This is a genomic window from Fictibacillus sp. 18YEL24, assembly GCF_015903855.1.
Taxonomy (GTDB): Bacteria; Bacillota; Bacilli; order Bacillales; family Fictibacillaceae; genus Fictibacillus; species Fictibacillus phosphorivorans_C.
The window spans coordinates 201,140-226,988 of record NZ_JACZDT010000006.1 but is presented as its reverse complement, the minus strand read 5'-3'; the positions used below and the strand labels follow the sequence as shown (position 1 = coordinate 226,988).

General features: G+C 38.9%; 35 protein-coding genes. 8 read left to right on the top strand and 27 right to left on the bottom strand.

Annotated elements, in window-relative coordinates:
- Positions 1–55: 55 nt before the first annotated feature.
- A complete protein-coding gene (locus HU823_RS18765) occupies positions 56–247 on the bottom strand; it encodes an SE1561 family protein (protein ID WP_066243343.1) in 192 nt (63 codons plus the stop codon).
- 134 nt (positions 248–381) lie between these two features.
- Here HU823_RS18765 and yfkAB point away from each other — a divergent pair, with 134 nt between their 5' ends.
- Positions 382–1,500, top strand: coding sequence for a radical SAM/CxCxxxxC motif protein YfkAB (gene yfkAB, locus HU823_RS18760; protein ID WP_144703922.1), 1,119 nt, complete (start codon positions 382–384; stop codon positions 1,498–1,500).
- A 111-nt stretch (positions 1,501–1,611) separates the two neighbouring features.
- Positions 1,612–1,929 (top strand): winged helix-turn-helix transcriptional regulator, encoded by a 318-nt coding sequence (locus tag HU823_RS18755; RefSeq protein ID WP_066243338.1) that lies wholly within the window; start codon positions 1,612–1,614, stop codon positions 1,927–1,929.
- Between the two features lie 236 nt (positions 1,930–2,165).
- Here HU823_RS18755 and HU823_RS18750 read toward each other — a convergent pair whose 3' ends face one another.
- Both HU823_RS18750 and HU823_RS18745 read right to left on the bottom strand, forming a co-directional pair.
- Positions 2,166–3,011: a YfkD famly protein gene (locus tag HU823_RS18750; RefSeq protein ID WP_197223004.1), complete on the bottom strand. Its 846-nt coding sequence runs from the start codon at positions 3,009–3,011 to the stop codon at positions 2,166–2,168.
- Positions 3,012–3,111: 100 nt separating this feature from the next.
- Positions 3,112–3,519, bottom strand: coding sequence for an OsmC family protein (locus tag HU823_RS18745; RefSeq protein WP_197223003.1), 408 nt, complete (start codon positions 3,517–3,519; stop codon positions 3,112–3,114).
- Between the two features lie 90 nt (positions 3,520–3,609).
- On the opposite strand from HU823_RS18745, the gene HU823_RS18740 reads away from it, so the two are divergent.
- Entirely contained in the window at positions 3,610–4,788 is a 1,179-nt protein-coding gene (locus tag HU823_RS18740) for an MFS transporter (protein ID WP_231607549.1), read from the top strand.
- A gap of 125 nt (positions 4,789–4,913) precedes the next feature.
- The gene (locus HU823_RS18735) at positions 4,914–5,363 is read left to right on the top strand and encodes a TlpA disulfide reductase family protein (protein WP_144704488.1); all 450 of its coding nucleotides are present in this window, start codon (positions 4,914–4,916) and stop codon (positions 5,361–5,363) included.
- Between the two features lie 56 nt (positions 5,364–5,419).
- On the opposite strand, the gene HU823_RS18730 is transcribed toward HU823_RS18735, so the two are convergent.
- A complete protein-coding gene (locus HU823_RS18730; RefSeq protein WP_144703936.1) occupies positions 5,420–5,866 on the bottom strand; it encodes a VanZ family protein in 447 nt (148 codons plus the stop codon).
- A gap of 376 nt (positions 5,867–6,242) precedes the next feature.
- On the bottom strand, positions 6,243–7,118 hold the full coding sequence (locus HU823_RS18725; protein ID WP_231607548.1) for a YihY/virulence factor BrkB family protein: 876 nt from the start codon (positions 7,116–7,118) through the stop codon (positions 6,243–6,245).
- A gap of 160 nt (positions 7,119–7,278) precedes the next feature.
- On the opposite strand from HU823_RS18725, the gene HU823_RS18720 reads away from it, so the two are divergent.
- Positions 7,279–7,533: a GlsB/YeaQ/YmgE family stress response membrane protein gene (locus tag HU823_RS18720; RefSeq protein WP_066391095.1), complete on the top strand. Its 255-nt coding sequence runs from the start codon at positions 7,279–7,281 to the stop codon at positions 7,531–7,533.
- Between the two features lie 226 nt (positions 7,534–7,759).
- Here the strand turns inward: HU823_RS18720 and HU823_RS18715 are convergent, their stop codons facing one another.
- The 12 genes from HU823_RS18715 to HU823_RS18660 all read right to left on the bottom strand — a co-directional run bounded on the left by HU823_RS18715 (position 7,760) and on the right by HU823_RS18660 (position 18,461).
- A complete protein-coding gene (locus tag HU823_RS18715; RefSeq protein ID WP_197223001.1) occupies positions 7,760–8,185 on the bottom strand; it encodes a GNAT family N-acetyltransferase in 426 nt (141 codons plus the stop codon).
- 15 nt (positions 8,186–8,200) lie between these two features.
- The gene (locus HU823_RS18710; protein WP_144703942.1) at positions 8,201–8,671 is read right to left on the bottom strand and encodes a low molecular weight protein-tyrosine-phosphatase; all 471 of its coding nucleotides are present in this window, start codon (positions 8,669–8,671) and stop codon (positions 8,201–8,203) included.
- Between the two features lie 461 nt (positions 8,672–9,132).
- On the bottom strand, positions 9,133–9,840 hold the full coding sequence (locus tag HU823_RS18705) for an ABC transporter ATP-binding protein (protein WP_144703945.1): 708 nt from the start codon (positions 9,838–9,840) through the stop codon (positions 9,133–9,135).
- Positions 9,841–9,851: 11 nt separating this feature from the next.
- The gene (locus tag HU823_RS18700) at positions 9,852–10,628 is read right to left on the bottom strand and encodes an ABC transporter ATP-binding protein (RefSeq protein ID WP_144703948.1); all 777 of its coding nucleotides are present in this window, start codon (positions 10,626–10,628) and stop codon (positions 9,852–9,854) included.
- A gap of 14 nt (positions 10,629–10,642) precedes the next feature.
- Positions 10,643–11,932: a branched-chain amino acid ABC transporter permease gene (locus tag HU823_RS18695; RefSeq protein WP_144703953.1), complete on the bottom strand. Its 1,290-nt coding sequence runs from the start codon at positions 11,930–11,932 to the stop codon at positions 10,643–10,645.
- A gap of 10 nt (positions 11,933–11,942) precedes the next feature.
- Positions 11,943–12,929, bottom strand: coding sequence for a branched-chain amino acid ABC transporter permease (locus tag HU823_RS18690; protein WP_066391085.1), 987 nt, complete (start codon positions 12,927–12,929; stop codon positions 11,943–11,945).
- Between the two features lie 89 nt (positions 12,930–13,018).
- Complete coding sequence (locus HU823_RS18685) at positions 13,019–14,218, bottom strand: branched-chain amino acid ABC transporter substrate-binding protein (RefSeq protein WP_197223000.1); 1,200 nt, start codon at positions 14,216–14,218, stop codon at positions 13,019–13,021.
- Positions 14,219–14,446: 228 nt separating this feature from the next.
- Positions 14,447–14,848, bottom strand: a complete 402-nt coding sequence (locus HU823_RS18680) for a secondary thiamine-phosphate synthase enzyme YjbQ (protein ID WP_137791554.1) — start codon at positions 14,846–14,848, stop codon at positions 14,447–14,449.
- A 133-nt stretch (positions 14,849–14,981) separates the two neighbouring features.
- Positions 14,982–16,043: a ribosome small subunit-dependent GTPase A gene (rsgA, locus tag HU823_RS18675; protein WP_197222999.1), complete on the bottom strand. Its 1,062-nt coding sequence runs from the start codon at positions 16,041–16,043 to the stop codon at positions 14,982–14,984.
- 587 nt (positions 16,044–16,630) lie between these two features.
- Positions 16,631–17,686, bottom strand: coding sequence for an SDR family oxidoreductase (locus HU823_RS18670; RefSeq protein WP_197222998.1), 1,056 nt, complete (start codon positions 17,684–17,686; stop codon positions 16,631–16,633).
- 131 nt (positions 17,687–17,817) lie between these two features.
- Positions 17,818–17,991 carry a hypothetical protein gene (locus tag HU823_RS18665; RefSeq protein WP_186320641.1) on the bottom strand — a complete coding sequence of 58 codons (174 nt, stop codon included), beginning with the start codon at positions 17,989–17,991 and terminating at the stop codon, positions 17,818–17,820.
- Positions 17,992–17,993: 2 nt separating this feature from the next.
- Positions 17,994–18,461 carry a redoxin domain-containing protein gene (locus HU823_RS18660; RefSeq protein WP_370630131.1) on the bottom strand — a complete coding sequence of 156 codons (468 nt, stop codon included), beginning with the start codon at positions 18,459–18,461 and terminating at the stop codon, positions 17,994–17,996.
- A 446-nt stretch (positions 18,462–18,907) separates the two neighbouring features.
- On the opposite strand from HU823_RS18660, the gene HU823_RS18650 reads away from it, so the two are divergent.
- A complete protein-coding gene (locus HU823_RS18650; RefSeq protein ID WP_197222996.1) occupies positions 18,908–19,639 on the top strand; it encodes a Bax inhibitor-1/YccA family protein in 732 nt (243 codons plus the stop codon).
- 33 nt (positions 19,640–19,672) lie between these two features.
- Here the strand turns inward: HU823_RS18650 and HU823_RS18645 are convergent, their stop codons facing one another.
- The 3 genes from HU823_RS18645 to HU823_RS18635 form a co-directional block, all read right to left on the bottom strand.
- Positions 19,673–20,320, bottom strand: coding sequence for a hypothetical protein (locus HU823_RS18645; RefSeq protein ID WP_197222995.1), 648 nt, complete (start codon positions 20,318–20,320; stop codon positions 19,673–19,675).
- A 62-nt stretch (positions 20,321–20,382) separates the two neighbouring features.
- A complete protein-coding gene (locus tag HU823_RS18640) occupies positions 20,383–20,535 on the bottom strand; it encodes a hypothetical protein (protein ID WP_153238238.1) in 153 nt (50 codons plus the stop codon).
- A gap of 102 nt (positions 20,536–20,637) precedes the next feature.
- Positions 20,638–21,081 carry a DUF6376 family protein gene (locus tag HU823_RS18635; RefSeq protein ID WP_144703984.1) on the bottom strand — a complete coding sequence of 148 codons (444 nt, stop codon included), beginning with the start codon at positions 21,079–21,081 and terminating at the stop codon, positions 20,638–20,640.
- A gap of 142 nt (positions 21,082–21,223) precedes the next feature.
- Between HU823_RS18635 and HU823_RS18630 the strand changes: the two genes are divergently transcribed.
- Positions 21,224–21,406: a hypothetical protein gene (locus HU823_RS18630; protein ID WP_144703986.1), complete on the top strand. Its 183-nt coding sequence runs from the start codon at positions 21,224–21,226 to the stop codon at positions 21,404–21,406.
- 30 nt (positions 21,407–21,436) lie between these two features.
- On the opposite strand, the gene abc-f is transcribed toward HU823_RS18630, so the two are convergent.
- The 7 genes from abc-f to HU823_RS18595 all read right to left on the bottom strand — a co-directional run bounded on the left by abc-f (position 21,437) and on the right by HU823_RS18595 (position 25,458).
- Positions 21,437–23,074, bottom strand: a complete 1,638-nt coding sequence (gene abc-f / locus HU823_RS18625) for a ribosomal protection-like ABC-F family protein (RefSeq protein ID WP_197222994.1) — start codon at positions 23,072–23,074, stop codon at positions 21,437–21,439.
- 271 nt (positions 23,075–23,345) lie between these two features.
- The gene (locus tag HU823_RS18620) at positions 23,346–23,792 is read right to left on the bottom strand and encodes an Hsp20/alpha crystallin family protein (RefSeq protein WP_144703992.1); all 447 of its coding nucleotides are present in this window, start codon (positions 23,790–23,792) and stop codon (positions 23,346–23,348) included.
- A 12-nt stretch (positions 23,793–23,804) separates the two neighbouring features.
- Positions 23,805–24,008, bottom strand: a complete 204-nt coding sequence (locus HU823_RS18615; protein ID WP_066391066.1) for a spore germination protein GerPB — start codon at positions 24,006–24,008, stop codon at positions 23,805–23,807.
- On the bottom strand, positions 24,005–24,403 hold the full coding sequence (locus tag HU823_RS18610) for a spore germination protein GerPE (RefSeq protein ID WP_144703995.1): 399 nt from the start codon (positions 24,401–24,403) through the stop codon (positions 24,005–24,007). The genes HU823_RS18615 and HU823_RS18610 overlap by 4 nt, the downstream gene beginning before the upstream one ends.
- Positions 24,404–24,409: 6 nt before the next feature.
- A complete protein-coding gene (locus HU823_RS18605) occupies positions 24,410–24,586 on the bottom strand; it encodes a spore gernimation protein GerPD (protein ID WP_144703998.1) in 177 nt (58 codons plus the stop codon).
- Positions 24,555–25,181 carry a spore germination protein GerPC gene (gerPC, locus tag HU823_RS18600; RefSeq protein ID WP_144704001.1) on the bottom strand — a complete coding sequence of 209 codons (627 nt, stop codon included), beginning with the start codon at positions 25,179–25,181 and terminating at the stop codon, positions 24,555–24,557. Before gerPC ends, HU823_RS18605 begins: the two co-directional genes overlap by 32 nt.
- 55 nt (positions 25,182–25,236) lie before the next feature.
- The gene (locus HU823_RS18595; protein ID WP_066391062.1) at positions 25,237–25,458 is read right to left on the bottom strand and encodes a spore germination protein; all 222 of its coding nucleotides are present in this window, start codon (positions 25,456–25,458) and stop codon (positions 25,237–25,239) included.
- Between the two features lie 161 nt (positions 25,459–25,619).
- On the opposite strand from HU823_RS18595, the gene HU823_RS18590 reads away from it, so the two are divergent.
- The gene (locus tag HU823_RS18590; RefSeq protein WP_066391061.1) at positions 25,620–25,838 is read left to right on the top strand and encodes a spore germination protein; all 219 of its coding nucleotides are present in this window, start codon (positions 25,620–25,622) and stop codon (positions 25,836–25,838) included.
- Positions 25,839–25,849 lie beyond the last annotated feature (11 nt).

Below are 25,849 nucleotides of genomic sequence, written 5' to 3'. Positions count from 1 at the left end.
TGAGTTCATTATAACAAAAAAAACCGCTTCTTTAATAAAGAAACGGTTTTCGAGCTTATTTTTCTTCCCAATCGTGACGGAACTGTTTGCACTTTTCTTCTAAGTCATCCAGCATTCCGATGATTCGGTCGATCTCTTCAATTCCTGCTGTTTCAGCATCTATAGAATCTAAAACATCAACTAATAAGTCAATACGATTTTTAATATATTCTTTTTGAGAGGATTTATCCTGAATAGAGTTACCCATGTTGATCTCTCCTTTCCATCCCTTCTACTTTAACAAGGTCAACCGATTTTGCCAACAGAATATTATCCTTTTTCTTTAATGTGGGTTCGGTTAAGATAGATACTGTCCATTTATGGTCGCAAAGGAGATGTATGATGGTGTTAAAAACCGAATTAAAAGCGATAACCCCAAAGAATGATCCGTGGGAAGCTTATTTAGATATGAGTGAACATAAAAAACTTCAGCTATCCAATATAGAGATAACGACAACCACATTGTGTAACATGCGTTGTGCCCACTGTGCTGTCGGATACACGCTTCAAACAAAAGATCCTGAACCTCTTCCGCTCGACCTTGTCATCAAACGTCTTGATGAGATTCCTCAATTAAGAGCTTTCAGTATTACTGGCGGTGAGCCGATGCTTTCCTTAAAATCAGTAAATAATTACGTTGTGCCACTATTAAAATACGCAAGAGAACGTGGTGCACGTACTCAGATCAACTCAAATTTAACTTTAGATTTAGCACGCTACGAAAAAATTATTCCGTATTTGGATGTGCTTCACATTTCCCATAACTGGGGAACGGTGGAGGAATTTTCTGATACAGGTTTTGCCATGATGGAAAAGAAGCCTTCTGTTGAACAACGTGAAGCTTATTTTACCCGCTTAGTTGAAAACGCACAAGCTTTAACAAAAGCTGGTGTGATGGTATCTGCTGAAACGATGTTAAATAAGAAGACGTTGCCCTACTTGGAAGAGATACATAAACATGTTCTTGAGATGGGCTGCCAGCGTCATGAGATTCACCCTATGTACCCGAGCGATTTCGCGAGTACTTTGGAAACAATCTCTCTACAGGAAATGCGTGAAAGTATTCATCATCTACTCGATATTCGTGATAAGAACACATGGATGCTATTTGGAACTCTTCCCTTCTATGCTTGCTCCGAAGACGAAGAGGACTTAAGGTTGATTAGAAGACTTCAAAGAGAAGAAAATGTTACAGTGCGTAATGACCCTGATGGAAGATCACGATTAAATATCAACTTATTTGATGGCAATATTATCGTGACAGACTTTGGAGATGCTCCTGCACTTGGAAATATAAAAGATACGAGCTTACCCGATGCTTATGAAGCATGGAATCAATCAGCGCTTGCTAAAGAACTAAGCTGCCATTGCCCTGCTGTTCAATGTTTAGGACCGAACGTACTTGTAAAACATTCTTATTATAAAGAAGTAGATTTTAAAAATAACACCTCGAAGCTTTAAAGCGTTAAAAAGTTATAAACTTTACAAAAGTAAGTTTAAACCGTATAATAGAAGGCAAATATAGACTGTAGAAAAAGCATCGTTTTTTCATATAGATTGAGGTGAATGATAATGGATTATAGCACGATGTGTCCGAAGTACGAAGTAGCCATGGATATTATCGGAAAAAAATGGACAGGACTCATCATTCGCGTTTTGATGGATGGCCCTAAGCGGTTCAAAGACATCAAATCCCAGATTCCCGAAATGAGTGATCGCATGCTTACGGAACGGATGAAGGAATTGGAGTCTGTGGGAATTGTGAAGCGTAACGTTTACCCAGAGACACCTGTGCGAATTGAGTATTCACTGACGGATAAAGGTAATTCTTTAAAAACAATCATCAATGCCATTCAAGACTGGAGCGAACAATGGGTGGATCATTGTTAAGTATAGCCTGATAGTGTTAATTTCCGTTTCAGGTGCTCGCTTTCCGGGGGGCGTGCGGTGAGCCTCTTAGCGCTTTGCGCTGTTAAGAGTCTCACCTGTCCCGCTGATCCCCCAGGAGTCTTGCACCTTACACTCCAATTAACTTTTCAATGAAGCTTTCTTGGAACTCAGCACCATCTTGGATATGACTTTAATACGCAAAAAAGAAGGACAGCTGATTAAGGAGCTGTCCTTTTTTACATATTGCTTGTATGAAAACTAAAAGATACATGGTCTTGAACGGGAATCCAAGCACCAATGCCTTGTTGTGTAACGTTTTGAATAACGATCTCTCTTTTACCGCCTTTTAAAACGATATACACTTCTCCGTAAGTAACTCGTCCTCTTTCATTAACCGCTGGGACATAACTATCTAAATATCCTACCTGTTTTGGTGATACATGGTATACGTTTGATTTCTTTGTACCTGCGCCAACAGCTGTCTGAAACGATAAAGGCAGCTTTGACTTTTCTGCTGCTGTGATGAGCATCATCTTTTGAACCGCTTCACTATTTGGAATTGATGCTGTAAGACCACCACTTACTTTTTTATGAGCCGTTTGGTTATAAGACAGTTTTGCAACTGCTTTTGCACCTCTGTTGTCTAAACGGTTCGTATTGATTTGTTGGTGTTCCCAGTTCACAGTCGTCTCTGTTGATTGATAAGACAATGGCCATTGACCTAAGTAGATTTTTGCACGGTACCAAAAAGCTACTTTCGATCCATTTATCGTTGACTCATTCAATAAACGAATTAAATCTGGATTTGTGATTGGAACGTCCGATGTTTTAAGCATAGCTTTCGCAAGCTTACTCGGTTCTAAGTAAGGAAGATCTTGAGCTGAGTTAGGATATGTGTTCTCTTTGGATATGCTAAGAACCGAACTCGGTATTTTTACATCTGCTTTTGGAGCAGCTTTTTCTATCTTTTCTGTTTGTTTTTGTTTTTGTTCTGGTTGTTGCTTTGTTTTTTCAGCTGCTAGTGCTGTATTGGATAACACAAAAAGCATGATAAATAACATAATAAAAATTCTCTTTTTCATAACATCCTCCTTTCCCCTATTTTTTTCTAACCGATAAAATTTATCCATGTTCCCTGCTTAGATCTCTCCGGATTTTGTTGGAAAATAAAAAACCCTAATTCTATAGTGAATCAGGGCACTCATTTGACAATAGAATTTCAAAACTTTCCGTGATATTTATACTGTCTTTTACAGATTGCACCATAGAACAGTTTTTTCGAGTTACGTTTAATGCTTTCTCGACCTTCTCTTCTGATAATTCTTTCCCTTTGATCAAAAAGTGAAGGTGAATGTCCGATACTCGGTTTGCCTCTTTTTCCACTCTGTTGATCTTTGCTTGAACAGTGATGTCATCATACTGCATTCTCATACGCTCTAATACTTTCCGAAGAACTCCACCACTGCATACAGCTATAGAAGAAACAAGAAGTTGAAATGGCCGATAACCATATTCAGCATTTCCACTTATCTCAAGTGTTCCATACTCTACATTCGCTTCAAATCCATTTTCAGTCATTTTAAATTCCAAGATTAATCATTCCTCTTCATAAAATTCCACTCAACTTTTTATGTTTTCCATTGTACAATGGTTTTAGTTTGTTTTGAAAAGGAGACGCTCATGCAGCTTTCTACGTATAAATTTTCAGTTCTAGTCAGCATTGTTTTTATATCAGGTTTTGCTCAAGGTATGCTGCTTCCTTTAATTGCAGTCATCTTTGAACAGGACGGTACATCTGCTTCATTAAACGGTTTCCACGCAACAGCACTTTATATAGGTATCTTGATCGCTTCTCCGTTTATTGAGAAGCCTCTTAGAAAATTTGGCTATAAACCACTCATATTAGCAGGACTTTTAGCTGTTGTACTCTGTTTTGCTATGTTTCCTGTTTGGAAAGTATTTTGGTTTTGGTTTGTATTACGGCTCTTGATCGGTATTGGTGATCATATGCTGCATTTCTCTACGCAAACTTGGATTACGACAAGCAGCCCAGAAAAAAAGAGAGGCAGAAATATCTCTATATATGGGATTGCGTTTGGAGCAGGATTTGGAATCGGACCTCTAATGACAAAGATGCTTGAAGTAAACGAAAACCTACCTTTCTGGCTTGCTGCCGGTCTTTGTTTTCTTTCTTTTCTTCTAATGACGACGATTCGAAACGAAAGACCTGAAACAGAATCTGCTCGAACTTCTGGTATAACAGCCATCGACCGTTATAAAGATGTTTTGAAGTTAGCTTGGGTATCCTTATTGCCACCATTTGGTTACGGCTTTTTAGAAGCGACTCTTCATGGGTCTTTTCCCGTTTTTGCACTTCGTAACGGAATCAGCTTGGATTGGGTAGCAGTTCTGCTGCCAGCCTTCGTATTAGGCAGCCTAATCTTCCAGTTGCCACTCGGCATTCTCAGCGACAAGTTGGGTAGGAAACCAATCTTAATTTTTTCTTTTGTTTCGGGTTTCTTCTCGTTCCTGGCAACATACTGGAGCATGAATAACTTTTGGCTTCTGATCAGTCTGTTCTTTATATCCGGAATGTTTGTTGGATCAATGTTTTCTCTTGGTATCGCATATATGAGTGACCTGCTTCCTAAATACCATCTTCCTGCAGGAAATATCTTAGCAGGTATCAGCTTTAGCATCGGAAGCATGTCTGGTCCTATGATCGGCGGAAGCTTCATAAGCTGGTTTGATGGAGGTGCTTTTGTGTTTGCGATCTGTGGTATGTTATTTGTCCTATGCTTACCGATTCTTTTTATCAAAAATAAACATGAGATCGCGATAAAGTCTAAAACCGCTTAGAAATAAAATTTTTCTTTTTATACCATATTAGTAAAGCAGGATTTTTGACTTTAGTTGTTCAACCTTTAAACTAGACATTAGATAAATTAAACTATCTTCAAAAACAAGGAGTAGATATTTTTATGATGAGATTACGTTCGGATATGCCAGAACTTAATGGTGCTACACAATGGATCAATGGTGAAGTTTCGAAAAGTGACTTGATCGGAAATAAACCAACGCTTATTCACTTTTGGTCTGTAAGCTGTGGACTATGTAAAGATGCGATGCCTAACATTAATCAATTTCGAGATGACTATAAAGACGAACTGAACGTGATTGCGGTTCATATGCCTCGTTCAGAAAAAGATTTGGATATCGAACAAATTAAAGAAGTAGCAGCAGAACACGATATTACACAGCCAATCTTTGTGGACAATGATCATGCTTTAACTGACGCGTTTGAAAACGAGTATGTGCCAGCTTATTATGTTTTTGATGCAGAAGGTAAGCTTCGTCATTACCAAGCTGGTGGAGATGGCATGAAGATGCTAACAAAGCGTGTTAACCGTGTACTAGGAAAAGAAACTAAGTAAGCAAACAAAAACCGGACAGCTGTAATCGCTGCCCGGTTTATTTTATAGTATTTGCTTTATTTTAATAATCGCTCGATCCATCGGAAGATCATCGCTAAAAACTTGTATAAAAATAGTCCTAGCATTGCTCCCATACCATTAAGAAAGATATCATCAATATCGAATATTCGTTTGAAATACTCATATTGAAGAACCTCAATAATGAAACTTGTACCAAAACCAAAAATGAAGATAAAACGCCAAGAATTAAACACTCGGTAAATTAAAGGCAGCAACAAACCAAATGGTACGAACAAGAGCACATTTCCGATGATATTCTTCAGGATGAGCCAATCATCCTCACTTCTCCACATCAGCCTTATGCTGTCAAACAAAACAAGATTAGCGGATCTACCATATACATACTCATTAAATGAAAAAAGAGTGGCTTTAATTAAGACTGCCATATATACGATAAAAACAAGTGTACCTAAAATGCTAAAGATGAATCTAACTTTTTTCATACTGCCTTTTCTCCTGCCTTTTAAAGAAGTTCCCATAAGTGCCTTTTTAGTGTAACATGCAAAGCTCTTAAGGAGATACAGGTAAAAGACACAAACTTTTCTCCGTTACCTATACACACTTCGCAGAATCCATTCAAAACATGTACTTCTTCTGTACTTTTTCACTGCCTTTCTTAACAAACAAAAAAGCCGCCCTGCTAAGAGGACAGCTTCATACTTGTTCGTATTTAGGTTAATGAAAGTCATTCTTTTTGTTCGAGGATTTACTTGTTTTGTGTTGACTATCATTTTTATTGTTCTTATTGCTGTGGGTCTGTTTGTTGCTTTTTCCCATATCAATAATACCTCCTTAACGACAAGGTATGTATAGTTTTTCCTAGGATTCAGCCTTTAACAAGCCCCTTTTCTTGGCAAAATCAATCTTAAACTTATGAAACGTGGCATTTAAGACGCCTCCAGATAATAAGACGATACCAGTGAGATAAAACCAAAGCATAAGAACAATGATCGCTCCAATACTTCCGTAAGTTGCAGAATAATTGCCAAAATGGTCAACATAAAAGGCGAAACCGAACGATACGATCTGCCAGAAGAATGTAGCAACTAGTGAACCGTACCAGATCTCACTATATTTCAGCTTTTTACATGGAGCTAAGTAATATAGAACAGATACAACAGTAGCGATGATGAGGAAACTAATCAACCACCGTAACACTCCCCAGATCTGCAGGAACTCATCACTTAAACCTAAATAGGAAAAGGCTGCGTTCCCAAGCATCTTTCCGAATACAGGGAAAACGAGTGCAACAACAAAAGCGAAAATAACGCCAAACGTTAAGAATATAGCCAATAACCTTGTTTTTATGAAGCTTCGGCATTCTTTAACTCCATATGCTTCATTTAAAGTCTTGATTACAGCATTAATCGCATTAGAAGCTGACCAAATCGTAGCTAGAATACCGATTGATAAAAGGCCACCACTTCTTCCTTCTAATACAGCAAGTAAATTTTCTCTAACAGAATCCATCGCCTCTGATGGTACGAAGTGCTCTAACAGGTCGAGCGCTTCTTTTGGTTCTATAAAAAAGGCGCCAAGCGTTAATAAGAAGATAAGAAAAGGGAACAGCGAAAGCAGAAAATAATAAGCAAGCTGTGCTGCAAGTCCTGTTACATCTCCTCTTTGAAAACCATGCATGAATTCAATTCCAAATGCTTTGGCTTTCATATGTTTGAGTATATGCCATAACGTCAAAGTTCCTCTCACCCCTTACTTATTTTTATACATTTCCCTTTATCTTTCCCCTTCCTTAGGGTGATAAAAACTTTTTTCAGGATAAGTTTATAATTTTTTATAATGGGTAACTTAAGAATAATTCCATATTACAACCTACAAAAAAAAGGAGGAATTTTAAATGAGTTTATTATGGGCACTTATAATTGGAGGAATCATCGGTTGGTTAGCAGGTCTTTTAACAGGGCGTGACGTACCAGGCGGAATCATCGGTAACATCATCGCAGGTTTTGTTGGTGCATGGTTAGGTGGATTATTATTAGGTGATTGGGGACCAATGGTAGCAGGATTTGCAATCGTTCCAGCTATTATCGGTGCAGTTGTAGTAGTACTTATCGTAAGCTGGATCATGCGCAGTATGCGTAGCCGTGCTTAATAAGATTTACTAAAACATAATCTTTTTCGAAAAGAAAAGCTGGCTAAGGTCGATCATCATATGATCTTCCTTAGCCAGCTTTTTGCTTTGTTACAATAGTTATTAGGTTTTTTGAAATTGCATAAAGATCTTGGTTCTTCTATTCGTGTTGATTATTTTATTTGTTCTCAAAATTTATAGATCGCTGGTAGGAATTTATGCTCGCTTACGATTACCGTCTGCTTATTTAAAATCTCTTTTTAAACACATAGCTCGGCATCTCATAATTCATCTTATCTGTATAAAAACGATGAGCGTCTAAACGGTTCACATTCGAACTTAACGCAACACAGTTACAGTTATTTTGAAGAGCAAAAGATTCCAAAAATGCTAGAAGTTCCTCACCATATCCTTTTGATCGTTCGTTGGAATCAGTGATCAGATCGTACAAATAAATATGCTTGCCGTCATAAAGATTGGTCAGCATAGCGAAACCTGCCAAAGCCACGATTTTCCCTTCATGAATATTGGCAAACAGCGTGTAGCCTTCTTTCTCCATCTGTAAAAAAAGTTCATAAAAAAGGTCTTCTGAAAGATGTGTACGAAGCTGATTTATAACCGGAAAAGCATCACGCACTTCTTGTTCTAATGATAATTGACGAATTTCACCCATCCGATATCCTCCTGATTATAACGATTCTCTATTTTTTATTTCTACTAAGAGTCTCTCACAGCCGATTGTCACAAGATCATATACTTCTTGGAAATTACCTGTAAAGTACGGATCTGGAACATCCTCTTTTTCAACCTCAGGTACAAAGTCCATTAGTCTTGCGATCATACCTGTTTGGGTTTGCCCCGCCATCCTATGCATGTTACCGATATTCTCAGCATCCATACCAATGATATAATCGTAATCTGTTAAATCTTTGGTTTTAACTTGGCGCGCTTTTTGACCTTCATAGGAAATTCGGTTTTCTCTCAAGATATTCCTAGTTCCCTCATGAGGCGGTTCTCCTGCATGCCAGTTTCCTGTTCCAGCAGAATCAATTGTAATAATTTCAGATAATCCTTCTCGTTTTACGAGATCTCGAAAAATCGCCTCCGCCATAGGAGATCGACATATGTTTCCTAAGCATACAAAGAGTACTTTAATCATGAATCATACCCCTTTCGTCTTCCTTTTAAAGGTATAACAATTTCATCCAATAATAAAGGGGAAATATACACAAAAAATAAAACCAGGTTGATTCCCGGTTTTATTTGTTCTGTTAACTATGTTGTTGAATGTCAGAAATAACTTTTTTAGCATGCAGTCTTTAAAAGCTGAACGCCACGCGGAAAGCGAGCTCCTGCAACGACAAGAAAACACCTTCGAATCTGAACAAAAATACCATCTTAGAAGTATTACAATAAGAGGATTCTTGATTTCTCATCACTGATTAGTTGATTGGAGTGGAAGGTGCGAGACTCTCGGCTAGGACAGGCGGGCGGGTAAGACACTTAAAAGTGAAACGTACAAATGTGGCTCACCGCCTGCCCCGCGGAAAGCGAGCACCTGGAACGGAAATAAACTACTTTCAAAAGCAACAAAGAAACACTAAAATATATTCATTTAAGTTAAGCCAGATAAGCCTCTCGAACGGACTCATTTGTAATGAGCTCATTCCCTTGACCAGCCATCACAATCTCTCCAGTCTGAAGTACATATCCTCGATTTGCAATTTGAAGAGCCTGAAACGCGTTTTGTTCAACGAGAAGAATCGTCATTCCTTCTTTATTAAGGTCACTAATAATATCAAAAATTTGTTCTACGATAACAGGAGCTAATCCCATTGAAGGTTCATCAAGCAACAATAGACGCGGCTTTGACATAAGGGCACGACCCATAGCGAGCATCTGCTGCTCACCGCCACTCATCGTACCTCCTTTTTGAGTCAATCGTTCTCTTAACCTTGGAAAATAGTCGAAGACCTGTTCCATACGTTCCTTGATGACCTTTTTATCTTTTACAATAAAAGCACCCATCTCTAAGTTTTCTTTTACCGTTAGTCTTGGAAAAATCCTTCTTCCTTCAGGAACGTGTGCAATACCCGTTTGAGCAGTAATATGGGCAGGTTGTTTCGAGATGTCTTTTCCTTCATAGATAACAGAACCTGTTTTCGGGAGAACCTGTCCGCTGATCGTTTTTAAAGTCGTTGATTTCCCCGCTCCGTTCGATCCGATCAATGTAACGATTTCCCCTTTTTCTACAGAAATGCTGATACCTTTTAGCGCATGGATACCACCGTAATATGTGTTAATATCTTTTAATTGCAGAATACTCATCGTTCTCCTCCTTACGCTGGTGTTACGGCACTTTTTCCAAGATAAGCTTCAATCACTTTTACATCATTACGGATTTCAGCAGGCTTTCCTTCAGCGATCTTTTCGCCATGATCCAAAACAAAGATCTGTTCAGATATCTCCATGACTAGCTTCATATCATGTTCGATCAAAACGATCGTTACATCTAAGTCCTCTCTCATTCGATGGATAAACTCCGTTAACTCACGCGTTTCTCTCGGATTCATCCCTGCTGCTGGTTCATCTAGCAACAAAAGTTTAGGTTTTGTAGCCAGTGCACGCGCGATCTCAAGCCTGCGTTGAGCTCCATAAGATAGATTCTGTGCATCTTCGTTCAGATGTTTAGCAAGGCCGACATATTCTAGCCAATGGTAAGCTTCTTCTTTCGCCAGCTGTTCTTCTTCTCTTACTTTTTTTGTTTGAAACAAAGTACCGACAATTCCCGCTTTCAGCTGTTTATGCAAACCTACCATTACATTTTCAAGAACGGTAATGTTTGAAAAAAGACGGATGTTTTGGAACGTACGAGCAATTCCGTGCCGGGAAATCTCGTGTGGCTTCAACCCTACTAAAGAAGTTGATCCGAGTTGCACATTCCCATTGTCAGGCTGGTATACCCCTGTGATCAGGTTAAAAAAGGTAGTCTTGCCTGCTCCGTTCGGTCCGATTACAGCAGTTATCGAACCTTTTTCCACTGCCATATCCACTGAATTAACGGCAACAAGTCCGCCAAACTGTTTTGTAAGATTACTAACTGTTAATATGGACATCTTTATACCGCCTCCTATGCCTGAAACCCTTTGTCAGGTTCAACCGTAATCTTTTCTTTTCTGTGCTTCTTCGATCCTTCTTTAAGAGACTCTTCATCAAACACAGGATTTTTAGATGGTATTAACCCTTGAGGGCGATAGATGGCAAATATGATTAAAATCGCGCCAAAGATAAAGCGTTGCATTTTTGCAGGAGCGAGTGCTTCTGGAAAGCTGATCACACCGTCGAGACTCAACTGATTTAAATAATTTGTTACCTCTGTCAGTACCTGTAGATTTAGAATAGTAATGACTGCTGCACCGAGGATTACACCTGGCACACTGCCCATGCCTCCTAAGATAACCATTACTAGGATAGTGATAGATTCTAGTAGTGTAAAACTTGTCGGATCAACGAATGTTTGTTTCGCTGCAAAAACAACCCCCATCATTCCTGAAAAAGAAGCTCCGATTGCGAATGCTAAAAGCTTCGTACGCACAAGGTGAATACCCATCGATTGTGCAGCGATCTCATTTTCTCTAACTGCTTTCCAAGACCTTCCTATTTTTGAGAACTCAAATCTTCTAACAGCTAGAATGACAAGAAACAAGATAGCAAGAACAATAAAGTAGAATTGATTCGGATATACAAACTGATAACCGAAGATCTCTGGAGGCTTAACTGAAGCTAACCCCATCGCTCCATTCGTAATATTCACCGGCTTATCAAGGTTATTGAATACAATTCTAATGATCTCACCGAAACCAAGCGTAACGATCGCTAGGTAGTCTCCTTTTACACGAAGTACAGGAATACCTAATAAGACACCGAAAAGTGCAGCTACAAAGCATCCGATTAAAATAAAGATCCAAAAGCTTTCACCCGATAACGGGAACGTTCCGAACGGCATAAAGTTAGCAGCTTGTCCTGTTGCAAAGATCCCATACGTATACGCCCCGATCGCAAAGAATGCGACGAATCCGAGGTCTAATAAGCCTGCTAAACCAACTACGATATTAAGTCCCAATGCCATCGCTACATAGATACCTACAACTGTAGCCACTTCCATGTAAGATTGATAACCTGGTCCAGTGCTTGATACAAAAGGTATTACGCCGATGAGAACGACCCCTGCGATCAACCATTTTAGACGGTCTGGCAGCTCTGTATAGTACAGAAGCAATAACGAGAACAACAGCAGCAGAAAAGCTGTGACAGATGCTTGAGCAAGATATAGGCTCAACGAGGTAATCAGGACATAAAGGACGAGCAGAATAATTTGTGCCAGCTTATTGCCTTTTAATTTACTTGTCAGCTTATTCATCGCTCTTCACCTACACTTTCTCAGTAACTGCTTTGCCAAACAGTCCTTCTGGTTTGAAAATCAATACGACGATTAAAATGGCAAACGCAAATACATCTTTATACTCTGCACCAAAGATACCACCCGTTAATAGCTGGAGATTGGCAGCAGCAAACATTTCTAGAATTCCTAACATGAGTCCACCTGCCATAGCACCACGGATATTTCCGATGCCTCCGAGTACTGCAGCCGTAAATGCTTTCAATCCTAGAATAAAACCGATATAAGGATCGATCGTTCCATATTGCACAGCAAACAGTACACCCGTTGCTCCACCTAGAGCTGATCCGATAAAAAAGGTCAACGAAATCACTCTATTCACATTGATCGACATAAGCGAAGCTGTTTCACGATCTTGAGCCACTGCTCTCATCGCCATGCCCCACTTCGTTTTATTGACGAAAAAGTCCAGTCCAATCATCATGATCACTACTGCAATAATCAGGATCAATGTAGACGTTTTAAAGAAAGCATCACTGAACGAAGAGGAGATGCTAGAAAATTTAATGGAAAACTGCTCATTAAACATGGATGGACCAGTTAAGATATAATTTCCTCTTTTGTATTCTGTAATAAAACGAACGAGATCCTGCAGCAAGAACGATACACCGATCGCTGAGATCAACGTGATCAGTTTAGGTGAATTTCGGAGCGGTCTGTATGCCATACGCTCTATTCCAACCCCCATGAAACCGGTTAAGATCGACGTAACAACCAAAACAAGAATCAAAGCAAGAATGGCAGGCATCGCTGCCAACCAGCCCATTCCTGTCATAAGAATCAGCATTGCAACGCCAATAAAAGCTCCGGTCATAAAAATCTCACCGTGGGCGAAATTAATGAGCTCTAATATTCCATAAACCATCGTATAACCGAGTGCAATAACGGCGTAAATCGCACCAAGAGCGATTCCATCTACAAGAACTTGTGGCAGACTTTGTAAAATTTCAGCTAACATAAATATTCCTCTCTTTCACGTCTGGGGAGTATGTAAAAAAGAAGAGGGACATGGCCGTTGGGGTCATTCCCTCTCTTGTAAACATAAGTTTACTTACTGATTTCGCCTTCTTGAACGCCTGGATATTTAGCTTCACTGAACTTGTAGATGTAGACTTTTGCAAACTTGTTATCACCGATATCATCAAACCCGACTTTTGTTACAACACCTTGGAAATCTTGAATCTTTCGGATTTCTTCTGCTACTTTTTCACGTGCTGGAAGATCTCCGTCACTTCCTTCGATCGCCGCCTCAAGTCCTTTTAATAGTACGCTCATAGAATCATAGCCATAAGCTGAATAAGACTCTACGTTTTTGTTGAACTTCTCTTTGTATTTTGAAGAGAAATCTTTGCCTTCTGTTGATTTGCTTGCATCAGCTGCTACAGAAGTATAATAAACGTCTTTTACAGAATCACCAGCGATCTCAACTAGAGTAGAAGAATCCATTCCATCTCCACCCATGAATGGAATCTTAATTCCTTTGTCACGAGCTTGTCTGATCAACTGCCCACCTTCTGTGTATAATCCACCAAAGAACACTAAATCAGGTTTCTTTGATAATACTTGTGTAAGTACACCGTTAAAGTCTTTCTCACCAACGGTGATTCCTTCGTAACCAAGAATTTCTGCTCCAGCATCCTCAGCTGCCTTTTTAAACGCATCTGCAAGACCTGTTCCGTATGCTGTTTTATCTTGGATAACAAAAATTTTCTTAGCTCCTAATTTATTGATCGCAAAGTCTGCACCAGCAGGACCTTGGAAATCATCACGTGCTACGATACGGTTCACTGTTTTAAGTCCACGATCCGTTACCTCTGTCGCAGTATTTGCTGGAGAAACCATCGGCACTTTATATTTTTCATAAACTTCAGATGACGGGATGGATACGCCTGAATTTAAGTGACCCACTACCCCTAGGATTGATTTATCTGAACCAATCAGCTGTGCGTTTGCTACACCTTTTTTAGGATCTGCTTGATCATCATACGGCTGAAGCTGAAGCTTGTACCCTAAGTCTTCAAACTTCTTCTTATTCTCTTCAAGCGCCAGTTGCGCACCAAGCTTAATAGATTCCCCTAGTGTTGCACTACCGCCAGACAAAGGAGTTTGAGTCGCGATTTTAATTACCTTTCCGCTTCCGCCCCCTCCATTGCTTCCTTCTGAACCGCCAGAAGAATTACAACCTGCCAAAAGTCCTAGTGATAATGCAGAAACCGCTAATACTTTTAACCCTCTCTTAATCCCCACCTAAAATCCCCCTTGTTTTGAATATTATGATAATTTCCACTATTTAAAAAAATAGTACATGAAGAAAAGGGATTAGACAACTAAATTTTTGGAAAAATAGAATTTTTATGTTAAATTTAAAAGTTTTCCCTATTATTCAACATATTTCTTTATAGTTCGCCCATCTAGAACTTTAGTAGGAATAAAAAAAACTCACTGTTAGAGACAGTGAGTCTTTAATAAATACTTTTATTTGTTCAATATTTTAACGTGATACTTTCGAGTTCGTGGACCATCAAACTCACAAAAATAAACACCTTGCCATGTTCCTAAGAGGAGCTTGCCGTTCTGAATAAATACCACTTGCGAAGACCCAACGGTACTTGCTTTAAGATGTGAAGCAGAGTTTCCTTCAGCATGACGATACTTAGGATGTTCCCACGGATACACCTCATCCAAGCGCATTAACATATCATGAACAACATCTGGATCGGCATTCTCGTTAATTGTTATTCCTGCTGTCGTATGCGGACAATATATGTACATCACACCATCGTTTACACGCTGCTCTTCTAGATAAGCCTCCAATGTACTCGTAATCTCATACATCTCATCTCTTTGATGCGTTTGTATCGTAAATACTTGTGCCAATCTCATCCCTCCTCATTCTTCTTATTTTGATGTTTCCCTATGAAAATCCTTTTTAATACTTGAAAGTTAATCTATCAGTATCAATAGGCAAAAAAAGAGGAGTGGTTATAAAACCATTCCTCTTCCATTTCAATTATTTACGATGAACGCGCGTGCGGTCACCAGCGAGTTTTTTCCATTTTGCTCTTTCGGCATTCGCTAACTTCTGATCTTCTTTGCGAGCAAAGTAAGCTAATTCACGCTGAAGTTTTACATAACTGTTATATCGATCTTTCTTTAACTCACCTGTTTCAATCGCTTCCTGCACTTTGCAACCAGGCTCATTTTGATGTTTACAATCACGAAAACGGCATAGTTCCGCATATCCTTCAACATCCTGGAAACTCTGGCTTAAGCTGCTGTCACCTTCCCACAATTGAAGCTCTCTCATTCCTGGAGTATCGATTAAAATTCCACCACGATCAAGAACAAGCAGTTCACGATGCGTGGTCGTATGCTTTCCTTTTCCATCTTCTTCACGAATAACGTTCGTTTTCAATACCTCTGACCCGAAAAGTTTGTTTGCAAGCGTGGATTTCCCAACACCTGAGGAACCTAATAGAGCAACGGTTTCCCCTTCTGAAATATAAGTTGCCAGATCCTCAAGACCAAAACCTGTTTCTGCACTAACTGCAAATGTCGGAACTCCAAACGCAATAGTTTCCACTTCATCTAATATCGTTTGAACATCATCACAAAGATCAGCCTTGCTTAGAACGATAAATGGAGTCGCACCGCTTTCCCACGCCATTAATAAATAGCGCTCGAGTCTTCGAAGGTTGAAGTCTTGATTTAGAGCATTTACTAAAAAGACCGTATCTACGTTTGTCGCAACAATCTGTTCATCCGTTGTTAAACCGGCTGCTTTGCGAGAAAACTTACTTTTGCGCGGCAGGATTCCGTGGACGTAAGCTTTTCCTTCTTGTGGAATAGCCTGAACAGCTACCCAATCTCCAACTGCTGGGAAATCATGACGCCCTGTTGCATTAAAGCGAATCTTGCCTGTGATTTCACCTAATAATTCACCATGCTCCGTTAGAACACTATAGAGTCCTTTATGCTCTACACTTATTCTTCCTGGAACAAGATCTTGATTTTCATATGTTTTAAACGATTCTTCAAATGTTTGATTCCAACCTAATGATTTTAAATTCAATGTAATACCCTCCGAATAAATGTTGTCATTTTTTATAAAACTTTTCCTAATACAATGTTGTCCTAGTATGTGGTTGATTTCCGTTCCAGGCGCTCGCTTTCCGGGGGGCGTGCGGTGAGCCACCTCGACGCTTGGCGCCCTTAGGTGTCTCACCTGTCCCGCTGATCCCCCAGGAGTCTCCCACCTTACACTACAATCACCTTTTCAAAGGAGAAAAAGGAACAAAAATTACTTCTTAGAAACAATGATTTAGTAAAAAGTCTTTCTTGCAAAATAAAAAGAACCTAAATATACATACTTAGGTTCTTTACCGAAAGAAAGGTACACAAATACCCCTCTTCATATAAAAAACCATGGCACTGTTGTACAGCCCATGGTTAAATGACAAATTTAAGAGAAGATATTACATACGCAAAAAACTACTTGCGATTCTTCATTGTCCCAATAGGCTGTACATAAATTACACTCTCTGAAGTCAATCCATTAAGTTGTCTCATCATACATACCTCCTTGGGTTTCGTTAAGATTAGTTACTTTACTTCTACACTATAGCAGTATATGCATAAAATGTAAATAGATGCATATTTTTATTTTTGGGCAGAAGCGTTCTGATACCCCTCAATGATCCGTTTGATCATCGGCATATCCATCTGAAGGGGTGCAGCTTCTATTTCTTCTAGCATTCGTTGCGTATTGCTGTCATCAAACGTAATATTTCTGTTCAAGTAATTTTTATAAACATCAATCACGCTGTTGAGAAGCTGTTCTTCTTCATTAAGAGATGGCTCATAATCGTACGGAGCAAGCTTAAACAGCTCAAGTCCCGCTTTTTCCCTCATAACCTGAAAAACATCTGCACTAAGCGGCGGATTGTTATTTGTAATATGATAGATCTTTGTTTCTCTTCCCTTTTTTAAAACACCAGATAAAACATCCGCTACATAATCGACAGGAACAAGATTCTGCGTACTGCCTTCTTCACACAATAAGTGGAAGACGCGATCTCCCATTCCTTTTCTCTGAAACCTTTTCTTAAAGACCTCAAGGCTTCTGAGTAATCCATACAGCGTAAACTTAGAGTCCGCTTCTCCTGTCTTAGAGTCACCAATAATGATCGCCGGTCTTAAGATACTTACGTTAAAACGATCTGTGAACTCCATACATAAGTGCTCTGCTTTACATTTACTTTCTTCATACGGATTGTTAAAATCATTGCTCAGACTATGCAATTCTTCTTTAGCAAATTCGTCTTTGCCAAGTGTATAGGCTGTGCTTACATAATAAAAATGCGATACCCCCATGTTCTTTGCAGCATGAAGTGCATGTTGAGTGCCTGTATAATTTATTTGAAAAAGTTCATCTTTAAGGTCTAAGTCAAATTTCACTAGGGCAGCCATATGATAAAATACATCAATTTTATCTGTAAGCTCTTGCTCCGCTTCCTTCGTCATACCTAAGTGAGGAGCTGTGATGTCCCCTTGAATAATATGAATAACGCCGTTCAAATCAGCTGTCTTGTGAAGAAGCTGTTCAGCTTTTTGTAAGTTTCGCGCTAACACATAAAGTGTATGACCTTCACGCGCTAAATTTTGAATTAAGCGACCACCTAGAAAACCAGTTGCTCCAGTTAAAAAAATATTCATTCAGCTGTTCCTTCCTATTCCTATATCAGCATACTTCTGCTTATATAGTACCACAACATTGCTTATGTGTTGCCGGTTTCAAAAGATATGAGAAATAAGCCACAAAATAAAAAAGCTGCTAAAAAGCAGCCTTATTTTTCATCATCAGGTTTAGCAATATTAATAGCTGGCATCTCACTATTCATATAATCAGTGGGATGGCCATCGGTTTGTTGTTTCTCATCATAAAAATAAGCGTTGATCTCTTGTTCTGCGTGAGCAGTCGGATCTTCAACGGGTTCGTGATTCTTACGTTCCTGGTCCACAGCTAATCTCCTTTTCCACATGATTCACAAGCTTTAAATACTTCTTCATATTGAAGCTTTTCATTCGCATCAAACGTATGGTTGCTGAATTGAACAACACCTTTTTGATCGATAACAAAACATGATCGAATAGCAGTTCCATCTTCTTCGTTAAGAACACCAAACTTACTTGTTACTTTTTTGTGCCAATCGGCTAAAAGTGGGTAAGGCAAGGTTCCTAGAGCTGCCGCAAAAACATTATGTGAGTATATGTGATCAACACTGATCGCAAGCACTTCTGTATTGGCATCTTCAAAGCGTTTGTAATCCTCTTTCCAAGAGGTAATTTCCTTAATTCAGCCAGGCGTGAAATCTAGTGGATAAAAAGCCACAAGGACATTTTTCTTTCCTTTAAAATCTGATAATGAGATATCTTTTTTTAATGTGGACGGTAACGTGAAATCAGGTGCAACATCACCTTTTTTTAGCACTATCCCACCTCCTTGCGTCTTTAAGAATATACTTCCCTGAACATATAAAAGAAAACGTTGGAATATATAGTCATTGCATGGTGCTGTCTAAAAACTGAGGACTTATAAAAAGCATTTCAAGACTTATAAATTTTTTTGAGGACTTATAAAAAAGTTTGAAGACTCATAAATTTTTCCGAAGACTTATAAAGAAATATTTCAATACAAAAAAGCCAGGGACCGCGAATCCCTGACTTCATTTTTACTATTTCGTTGCCGTTTCTACTGTGATTTCAACTGTTTTCTTCTTCAACTGCCAAAATTGCCGCACATAAATAGCTGAATGTAGCTTTGCATATCTAGAAGCGAGCATACTCAGGCTATAAACGAATGACATATTATTTTAACGCATGAAACTTTGATGATGTTGGTACGTATTTGATGTATGAAAAGAAGGAGGAATTTTCATGAGAAGTGCGAATCCTGCTTTAAAAGGCTCCACTTTTGATAAGTTCAGAGGGACGTCTTTTAGCAAGAAAATGACTTTGTCAGGAACAGTAAACAAAACGTTTATTCTCCTGCTTATCTTGATGGCATCTGCAATTTTTACTTGGTATCAATACAATTTAGGTAACTCAGTCGGCCATTTAATCGTGATCGGTTTAGTTGGAGGGCTAGTAACAGCATTAATCGTTGCATTTGTACCTAAAACAGCCCCTCTACTTGCACCGGTATATGCTGCACTAGAAGGACTGGCAGTTGGGGGGATATCAGCCAACTTTGAGGCTCAATTTAATGGCATTACATTGCAAGCTGTCGCTTTAACTTTCGGAACGTTGTTTGCCTTGTTACTCGCATATATGTTTAGGATCATAAAAGTGACTCAGAATTTCCGTTTAATTGTTTTCTCAGCGACTATGGGAATCATGCTCGTTTATCTCACCAGTTTTATCTTAGGTTTTTTCGGAATGAGTGTTCCTTATCTACACAGTACAGGTCCGATTGGGATTGGAATTTCCCTGTTTATCGTAGTGATCGCTGCACTTAATTTAGTTTTAGATTTTGATTTTATTGAATATGGAGCAGATCGCGGAGCACCTAAATATATGGAATGGTACGGTGCCTTCGGACTTATGGTCACATTGATTTGGCTGTACTTTGAAATTTTACATCTGCTTGCAAAATTAAGAAGAAACTAAAAAAGGAGAAGCCCACAAAAGGCTTCTCTTTTCTTACGTCAATATGTTTATCCATCGGTAAATCGCCCAGCATCCTACACCAATATTGACTGCAAATAATGCAGCTAACATGACTTTGTTATGATGAGTAACGAGCTGCGCGAAATATAATGCTCCCCACAGAATGAGAATAAGCAATGCCCATATGAGGCTGCTATCATTTCCTTGCATAACTGCTCCATAGCTGAAGATCCATGTATACGGAAGTAAGAAGCTTCCTGTAACAAAGTACATGCTATGAACACCGTGGGTTTGAAGTCTGTTAGCTAAAGGTGCTCCTTTAATCATTACACCATAAAGTAAACATATCCCCATGGTGATACCAAGGAAGAATCCGATCTGAAAAATTTCATAAAAGAAAACAGGCAATACGGAAAATGCCTCTAACCAAAACAATCTGCTAAAAAAAAGTATGGTTAGTCCGAACAAGATGTAAGGTAAGGAATAACGTGTTCGGATTCCCTTCCAAACTGTATGGCCTAATAAGATTAAGCCATAAACAAAAAACAAAAAACCCAGCAGTTTGCTGGAAAAAAGCATGAGGAAACTGTATAAACAGAAAAGAACGGCAAACGCAATATGATAGAAATAATCATATTTTGTATGCCTAGCTTTTTTGAACGTATTATTTATTAAATTCATGTTGCACCTGCCAAGACTAGTCGTGTTTATACATTTATCGTCAAAGACTGGTTATTTTCAAGTTATTCCTTTGGCACTTTAACCACGCCTCGCATGTGCCAGAGATGAATGAGTTCTAATCGTTTTCGATATTGTTTCGCCTGAAGCCTGCCTTTTTTGTATCTTTTCTTCAATAGCTGCATATAATCTTCAATCTTAATATGATAGTCGTCCATTCTTTTACCCACCCTCACCAATTATCTCATTGTCATATTCCCGAATTTAGTCGAAATGTAACATGAAATTTTGAATAAATGGGCAAAAGTAAGAAAAAAGTATTACTCGCCTAATTGCTTAATATCGTTTAATAAGTCAGTGTATACTTTGACATCATCTAGCAACCCACTCTTCTCCAAAAAGTCAGGAGTCAGTTCTCCGTTCTCTACTGCCGTTTGATACTTATCTATTCCATCTTGGAAGGTTTGATTATGTTCCATCACCTGATTATGAATATCTTCAAATACAGATGGTGGAGATAATTCATTAAATTCTTCAATCGTTGTATTCATTTCTTCAAGGGCCTTTTCTAACTCAACACGTGCATTTTGATCAGAGACAGCTTTCTCCGCTAACGAAGGAATTTCTTTTGAAAATTGTTGCACTTCGTTAATATATTCAGTTGCTTCTGGTACATAATTAATTCCGTTTGTTACGTCTTCGACCGCTGAACACCCTGTAAGTACACTAAATGACAAAAGAACAGCCAATATTGTTTTTTTCATTTCGATCTCCTCATTTCTTTAGAATTACTTTATTTGAACCTACATAAATTCGATTTTCACTTATTATTTTCTACGGCTTGGCTGCAAATAAGTTTCAAATTGGGACATTCTAATACTAGTTCAAACAGAAAGGCTGATTAACATGGCAAAAAAAGACAAAGAAAATGAAGGTAAAAAAGATTTATACTTAGACGTTGACCGAATGATGAACGAAGGAATGGCCGGAGGTACGGTAGCTGACGAAAAGGATCTCAATCAGATCGGCTATGATTCAGGAATCGATGATCAAGAAGAACCACCAATAAAAGTAGATAAGAACAAGTAGAGCCGCTCATCATTGAACGGCTCTTTTCTTTCAAGACCTTAACTTATTTATTCTATCGAGTACCTCATTATATCGCTGATCGAGCTCACCTTTTCTATTGATATCTGAACAGGTGGAAAGCTGACTGATCAGTTCCGTCATCTCAAACTGCAGCTTTAGCAACTCATCACCATCGTGATTCTGCTCGTTTTGGGTTCCGCTTCGTTGTTTCTTAAACTCTGTATAGTCCCCTTCGAACCAATATGCCTTAGGTGGCTGCAACTCTAGAATGTGTGTAGCTGTCTTTTCCATTAAACGTCTGTCATGTGTAGCTAAGATAAACGTACCGGGATAGGCTACCAAGACTTCTTCTAACGCTTCTCTTGTAAACAAATCCAAATAATTGGAAGGTTCATCTAACAATAATACATTGTAGTCACTCAAGAAAAGTTTTGCTAAAGCTGTCTTCATCTTTTCGCCGCCACTTAAGACTTCTACTCGTTTAAAAACATCCTCACGTTTAAACAACATTCTAGCTAAGACTGTTCTCACCCATGTTTCATCGTAAAGACTATGTTCCATCACGTTCTCAAGAATACTTTTTAGTGGATCTAAAATATTTAGATGCTGGTGGAAGTAGCCTACTTTGAGCTGATTGGACTTTACGATCGTTTCATTTCCGTTATAGATTTCTTGAAGCAAGGTGGATTTCCCGGTTCCGTTCTTGCCTGTCAAAACGATCTTCATCCCCGGTTTTACAGAGAACGTAAGATTTTTAATCAGCTGCTTCCCATTAAATCCTAGAGTGAGATCTTTAACTGCTAACACTTGCTTACCATGAATTCTAGAGAATCGCTGTATATCGAATTCAACATTTTGCTGTTTCTTTGGCTTTTCTTTTTTATCGAGCATTTCAATTCTTTTTTCGATTACTTTTGATTTTTTCTCAAGTGAACGCTTTGCATTTTGAAGTTTTCCTTTTCCTAACTTTGCTTCACTATAAGACATGCGTGATGGTTTGTTCTTCATGTCTTTCGCTTTTACTGCTTTTTCCTTGGCCGTTTTCTCTAACCTTGCTTTTTCATTAATATACTGTTCATATTCAAGATGTTTTCTCTTGAGTTGTTGATCTTTTTGAATCTGATATTCTGAGTAGTTTCCTGGATATGTCGTAAAAGTTTGGTGATCGATTTCGATGATCTTCGTACATATCATATCTAGAAATACACGGTCATGAGAGACAAGCAATAGAGCTCCTTTAAAATGTTGAAGCACACCTGCGAGCTGATCCATTCCTTCGACATCAAGATGAGACGTAGGTTCATCTAAGATAAGGATATCTGGGTCTTTTTCTAGAGCAGAGGCGATTTGAGTACGTGTTTTTTCACCACCGCTCATCGTGTCATACTTTTTGCCTTGCAGGTTCCAAGCGACCTCACTTTTTGAAGTAATACTTTGCTCTTCTTGGTCAAACTGACTTACGATTGCAAGTGTTCCGTTATGTTGGATGGACCCTGCATCTCTATCCTCAGTTTCTGCGATTAATTTGAGAAACGTAGATTTTCCAGTACCGTTCAAACCAACAAGACCAACTCGATCATTCGCAAAAAGTTGTAGCGGTTCTGTTTGTTTTATAATTAATTTTCCATCATACGATTTTTCTAAATGCTTTGCTTCTAATAGCAGCATAAAAAAACCTCCCCTATTTACTAGAGAGGTCTGCCCAAGCCATAATAAGTATCACAAAAAAACACGCAATAACACGTTTTTTTGCAACAAAAAAACAGGCCTGTAATGAAGTCCTAAAAATGGGCAGAGAAATCCTATCTAGCGTTCTACTTTTTTATTCAAGTAAATGGCTAAAATCAGATTAATTGCGCATTGGACGTATACACCTGTTCCTTCCGTTGTTTTCCTATATTGTAAGGTAGTTCATATCCGGTCGTCAAGAATACGCTCGCTATTCTTGCACCCAGTTTAAGTTTACCTTTCGCTGGTTTGCTCCTGGTCGTGTATCTTTTAATAATCGAATGAATAATAACCCTTTTCTATAAAAAGCCTGCACAGGCTCTTGAAGAACCTTTTCTGGTAAATGAATCTCTCGATTAAATGCCCCGAGTTGAAATTCCTCTGAACTTAAGTGATAGGAATCTAAGGTTAGTGATAACTTTCCTTGTACAGTCAGCTTAAACGGGTCAACCATAACTTCAACATCCTCTGTACGATTCAAACCTGGCAGCGCCAATACACAGCATATTTCCTGTGGTGTGTCATAGATGTTGCAAAGAGGACTCTCATTATTTTGATGGTTATGCGATCTTTGATTTTGATTTGGCGTAAAGAACTGATCACCAAAATATTCTTCGGCCATCCTTTTCCAGTCCATCATTTGTTTCCAAGTGTCCAATTCAATCACCTCTTATGAAGGCGGCCCTAAAGGAACAGAAGGAGCAGTATCCGGATCCGGAATCTGAGGGGCAGGACCTGTAAAACCGCCTGTGTTAAATAATTGCGATATCGGCTGTATAACCCCGGCGCTTCCTATTTGGAGCACAGATGAGTTTTGTATGCCATCCACTCTTATCTGCTGAATAACGATCGTCTGACTAACAAAAAGGTTCATGTTTCCTCCTCCTCACTTTCCGGATTAGGATTCGTTAAGAAATTACGAACATGCTTCACACGAGATTGAAGTTTAATATCGTTAACCGATCCAATATGAAGGATTGATGAACTGGACACCCCAAGGATATCTATTTTTCCAACTCTAATATATGGGTTCGCATGATACGTTTGCTTTACCTTATAAACCGGGCAAACCGGAACTAATACGGGCTGTGAGAAAACTTTGTATTTGCTGTATGGAACATTGAACGTTCCAAACTTTGTACTTTCTCTCTGGATAGCTAATGCTGCAGAAAAGCTATTGATCTTGTCAGTATCTCCTGTTTGCAGTACACCTGAGTTAGCAAGAGAATTTAATATGATGCAATCAACGACAGATGTTCGATACATCATACACCTCTATAGAGGAACAAGTGATGTACCTAAGACTAAAGATTCTGGAGGTGTGTCGAATGCAGATCCTAGACTGATACAATCTGTGTCTCCGATTAATACGACTGACGATAACCCTACACCGATGATGTGAATCTCTCCTACATACAACTCATGATTGGTTACGCAAAATTTCACTCTCATCCCCTCCAGTAGACTTTGAATCTCGTAAATGTACGATAAACGTCTCGATACCACGATAGATGTCTTCTTTTGTTTTTTGAATGATATCTCTTCTGCCCCGCTCGTCTTTTGGTTCATATTTTGTGAGATAGTGCTTGATCCGTCCTGGCACTTGCCGCTGTACATCTTCTAAGATGAAGATTCGATAGGGTTCGTCTAACGGAATGTTCATTTTGCTTTCAAGTGACTTTAAATAAACAGGAGCTTCTTTTTCAAAGAAACCATCCATCACTTGAATCATCTCTCGGTAGTTTGGATTTTCGATCGTACTTCTTTCCATCTTCCCTGGCATCTGAAGGGTATTCTGACCAATATTGAACTGTTCGATCAAGTCTTTGCTATCATTTGAAGACCCAAGCCCAATGTGCAGGGTACCTTCAAGTTTTTCTATCTTTAATTGATCAAACTTATATTCAATGTTTTGAGGTTGGGACGACAGATCGCTTACTTTTTTCTTTAATGCTTTTATCTGATCTTCTAAGTCACTTATCTTATCATTCTGATCGAGGACCATCTGTTGAAGCTTACTCAAGTAATAGTTGCTCTCTTCATTCATACAATCAGCTCCTTAGTTAGATGTATGCCTACTACCTAAGGAATTTGCTTGTCGTTTAAAAATTTGCTGCTGCATTGCTGTCATTTACATCAGGGTCTTGTGTAAACGTAACATTATAGCCGTTCTCCAGACGAAGATTATCCCCTGTATTGAAAGATCCCGCACCTGCATACGTTTTTGCGTAACTGACTGGGCAAATGGTCTGGACGTCTCCCACATGAAAAACGCTGCCGCTCGATATGGAGTTTACTGATACAGATCCCACAATTGCTGGCATATACGTTCATCCCCACTTTCAAGTACTTCTCACATGTTATGCATCCGCCCATTCTTTTGTGCCTAAACGCTTCCATTCACCAGTAGGCTTCTACCTACATAACTTATCTGTAAAGGACGACGTCACAATCGTTATTTTTCTAGAAAAAGGAGGTGCTAAAAGTGCCCTGTTTAATTGTAGCTCCTATTAATATTAATGCGGCAGAAGGGGTTGTGAATTTTGGTGATACACTCGTCATCAATCCCAAATCAACAGGCAAAGGATACAACGGCTCTGGCGGAGGAAACACAGGGAATTTTATACAAACAACAAACGTAGTTAACGCAACAAACACTTTAGATCCTGATATTTTCGATTCTAATAATGCCGGCAATGCTTAGGGGGTATAAAG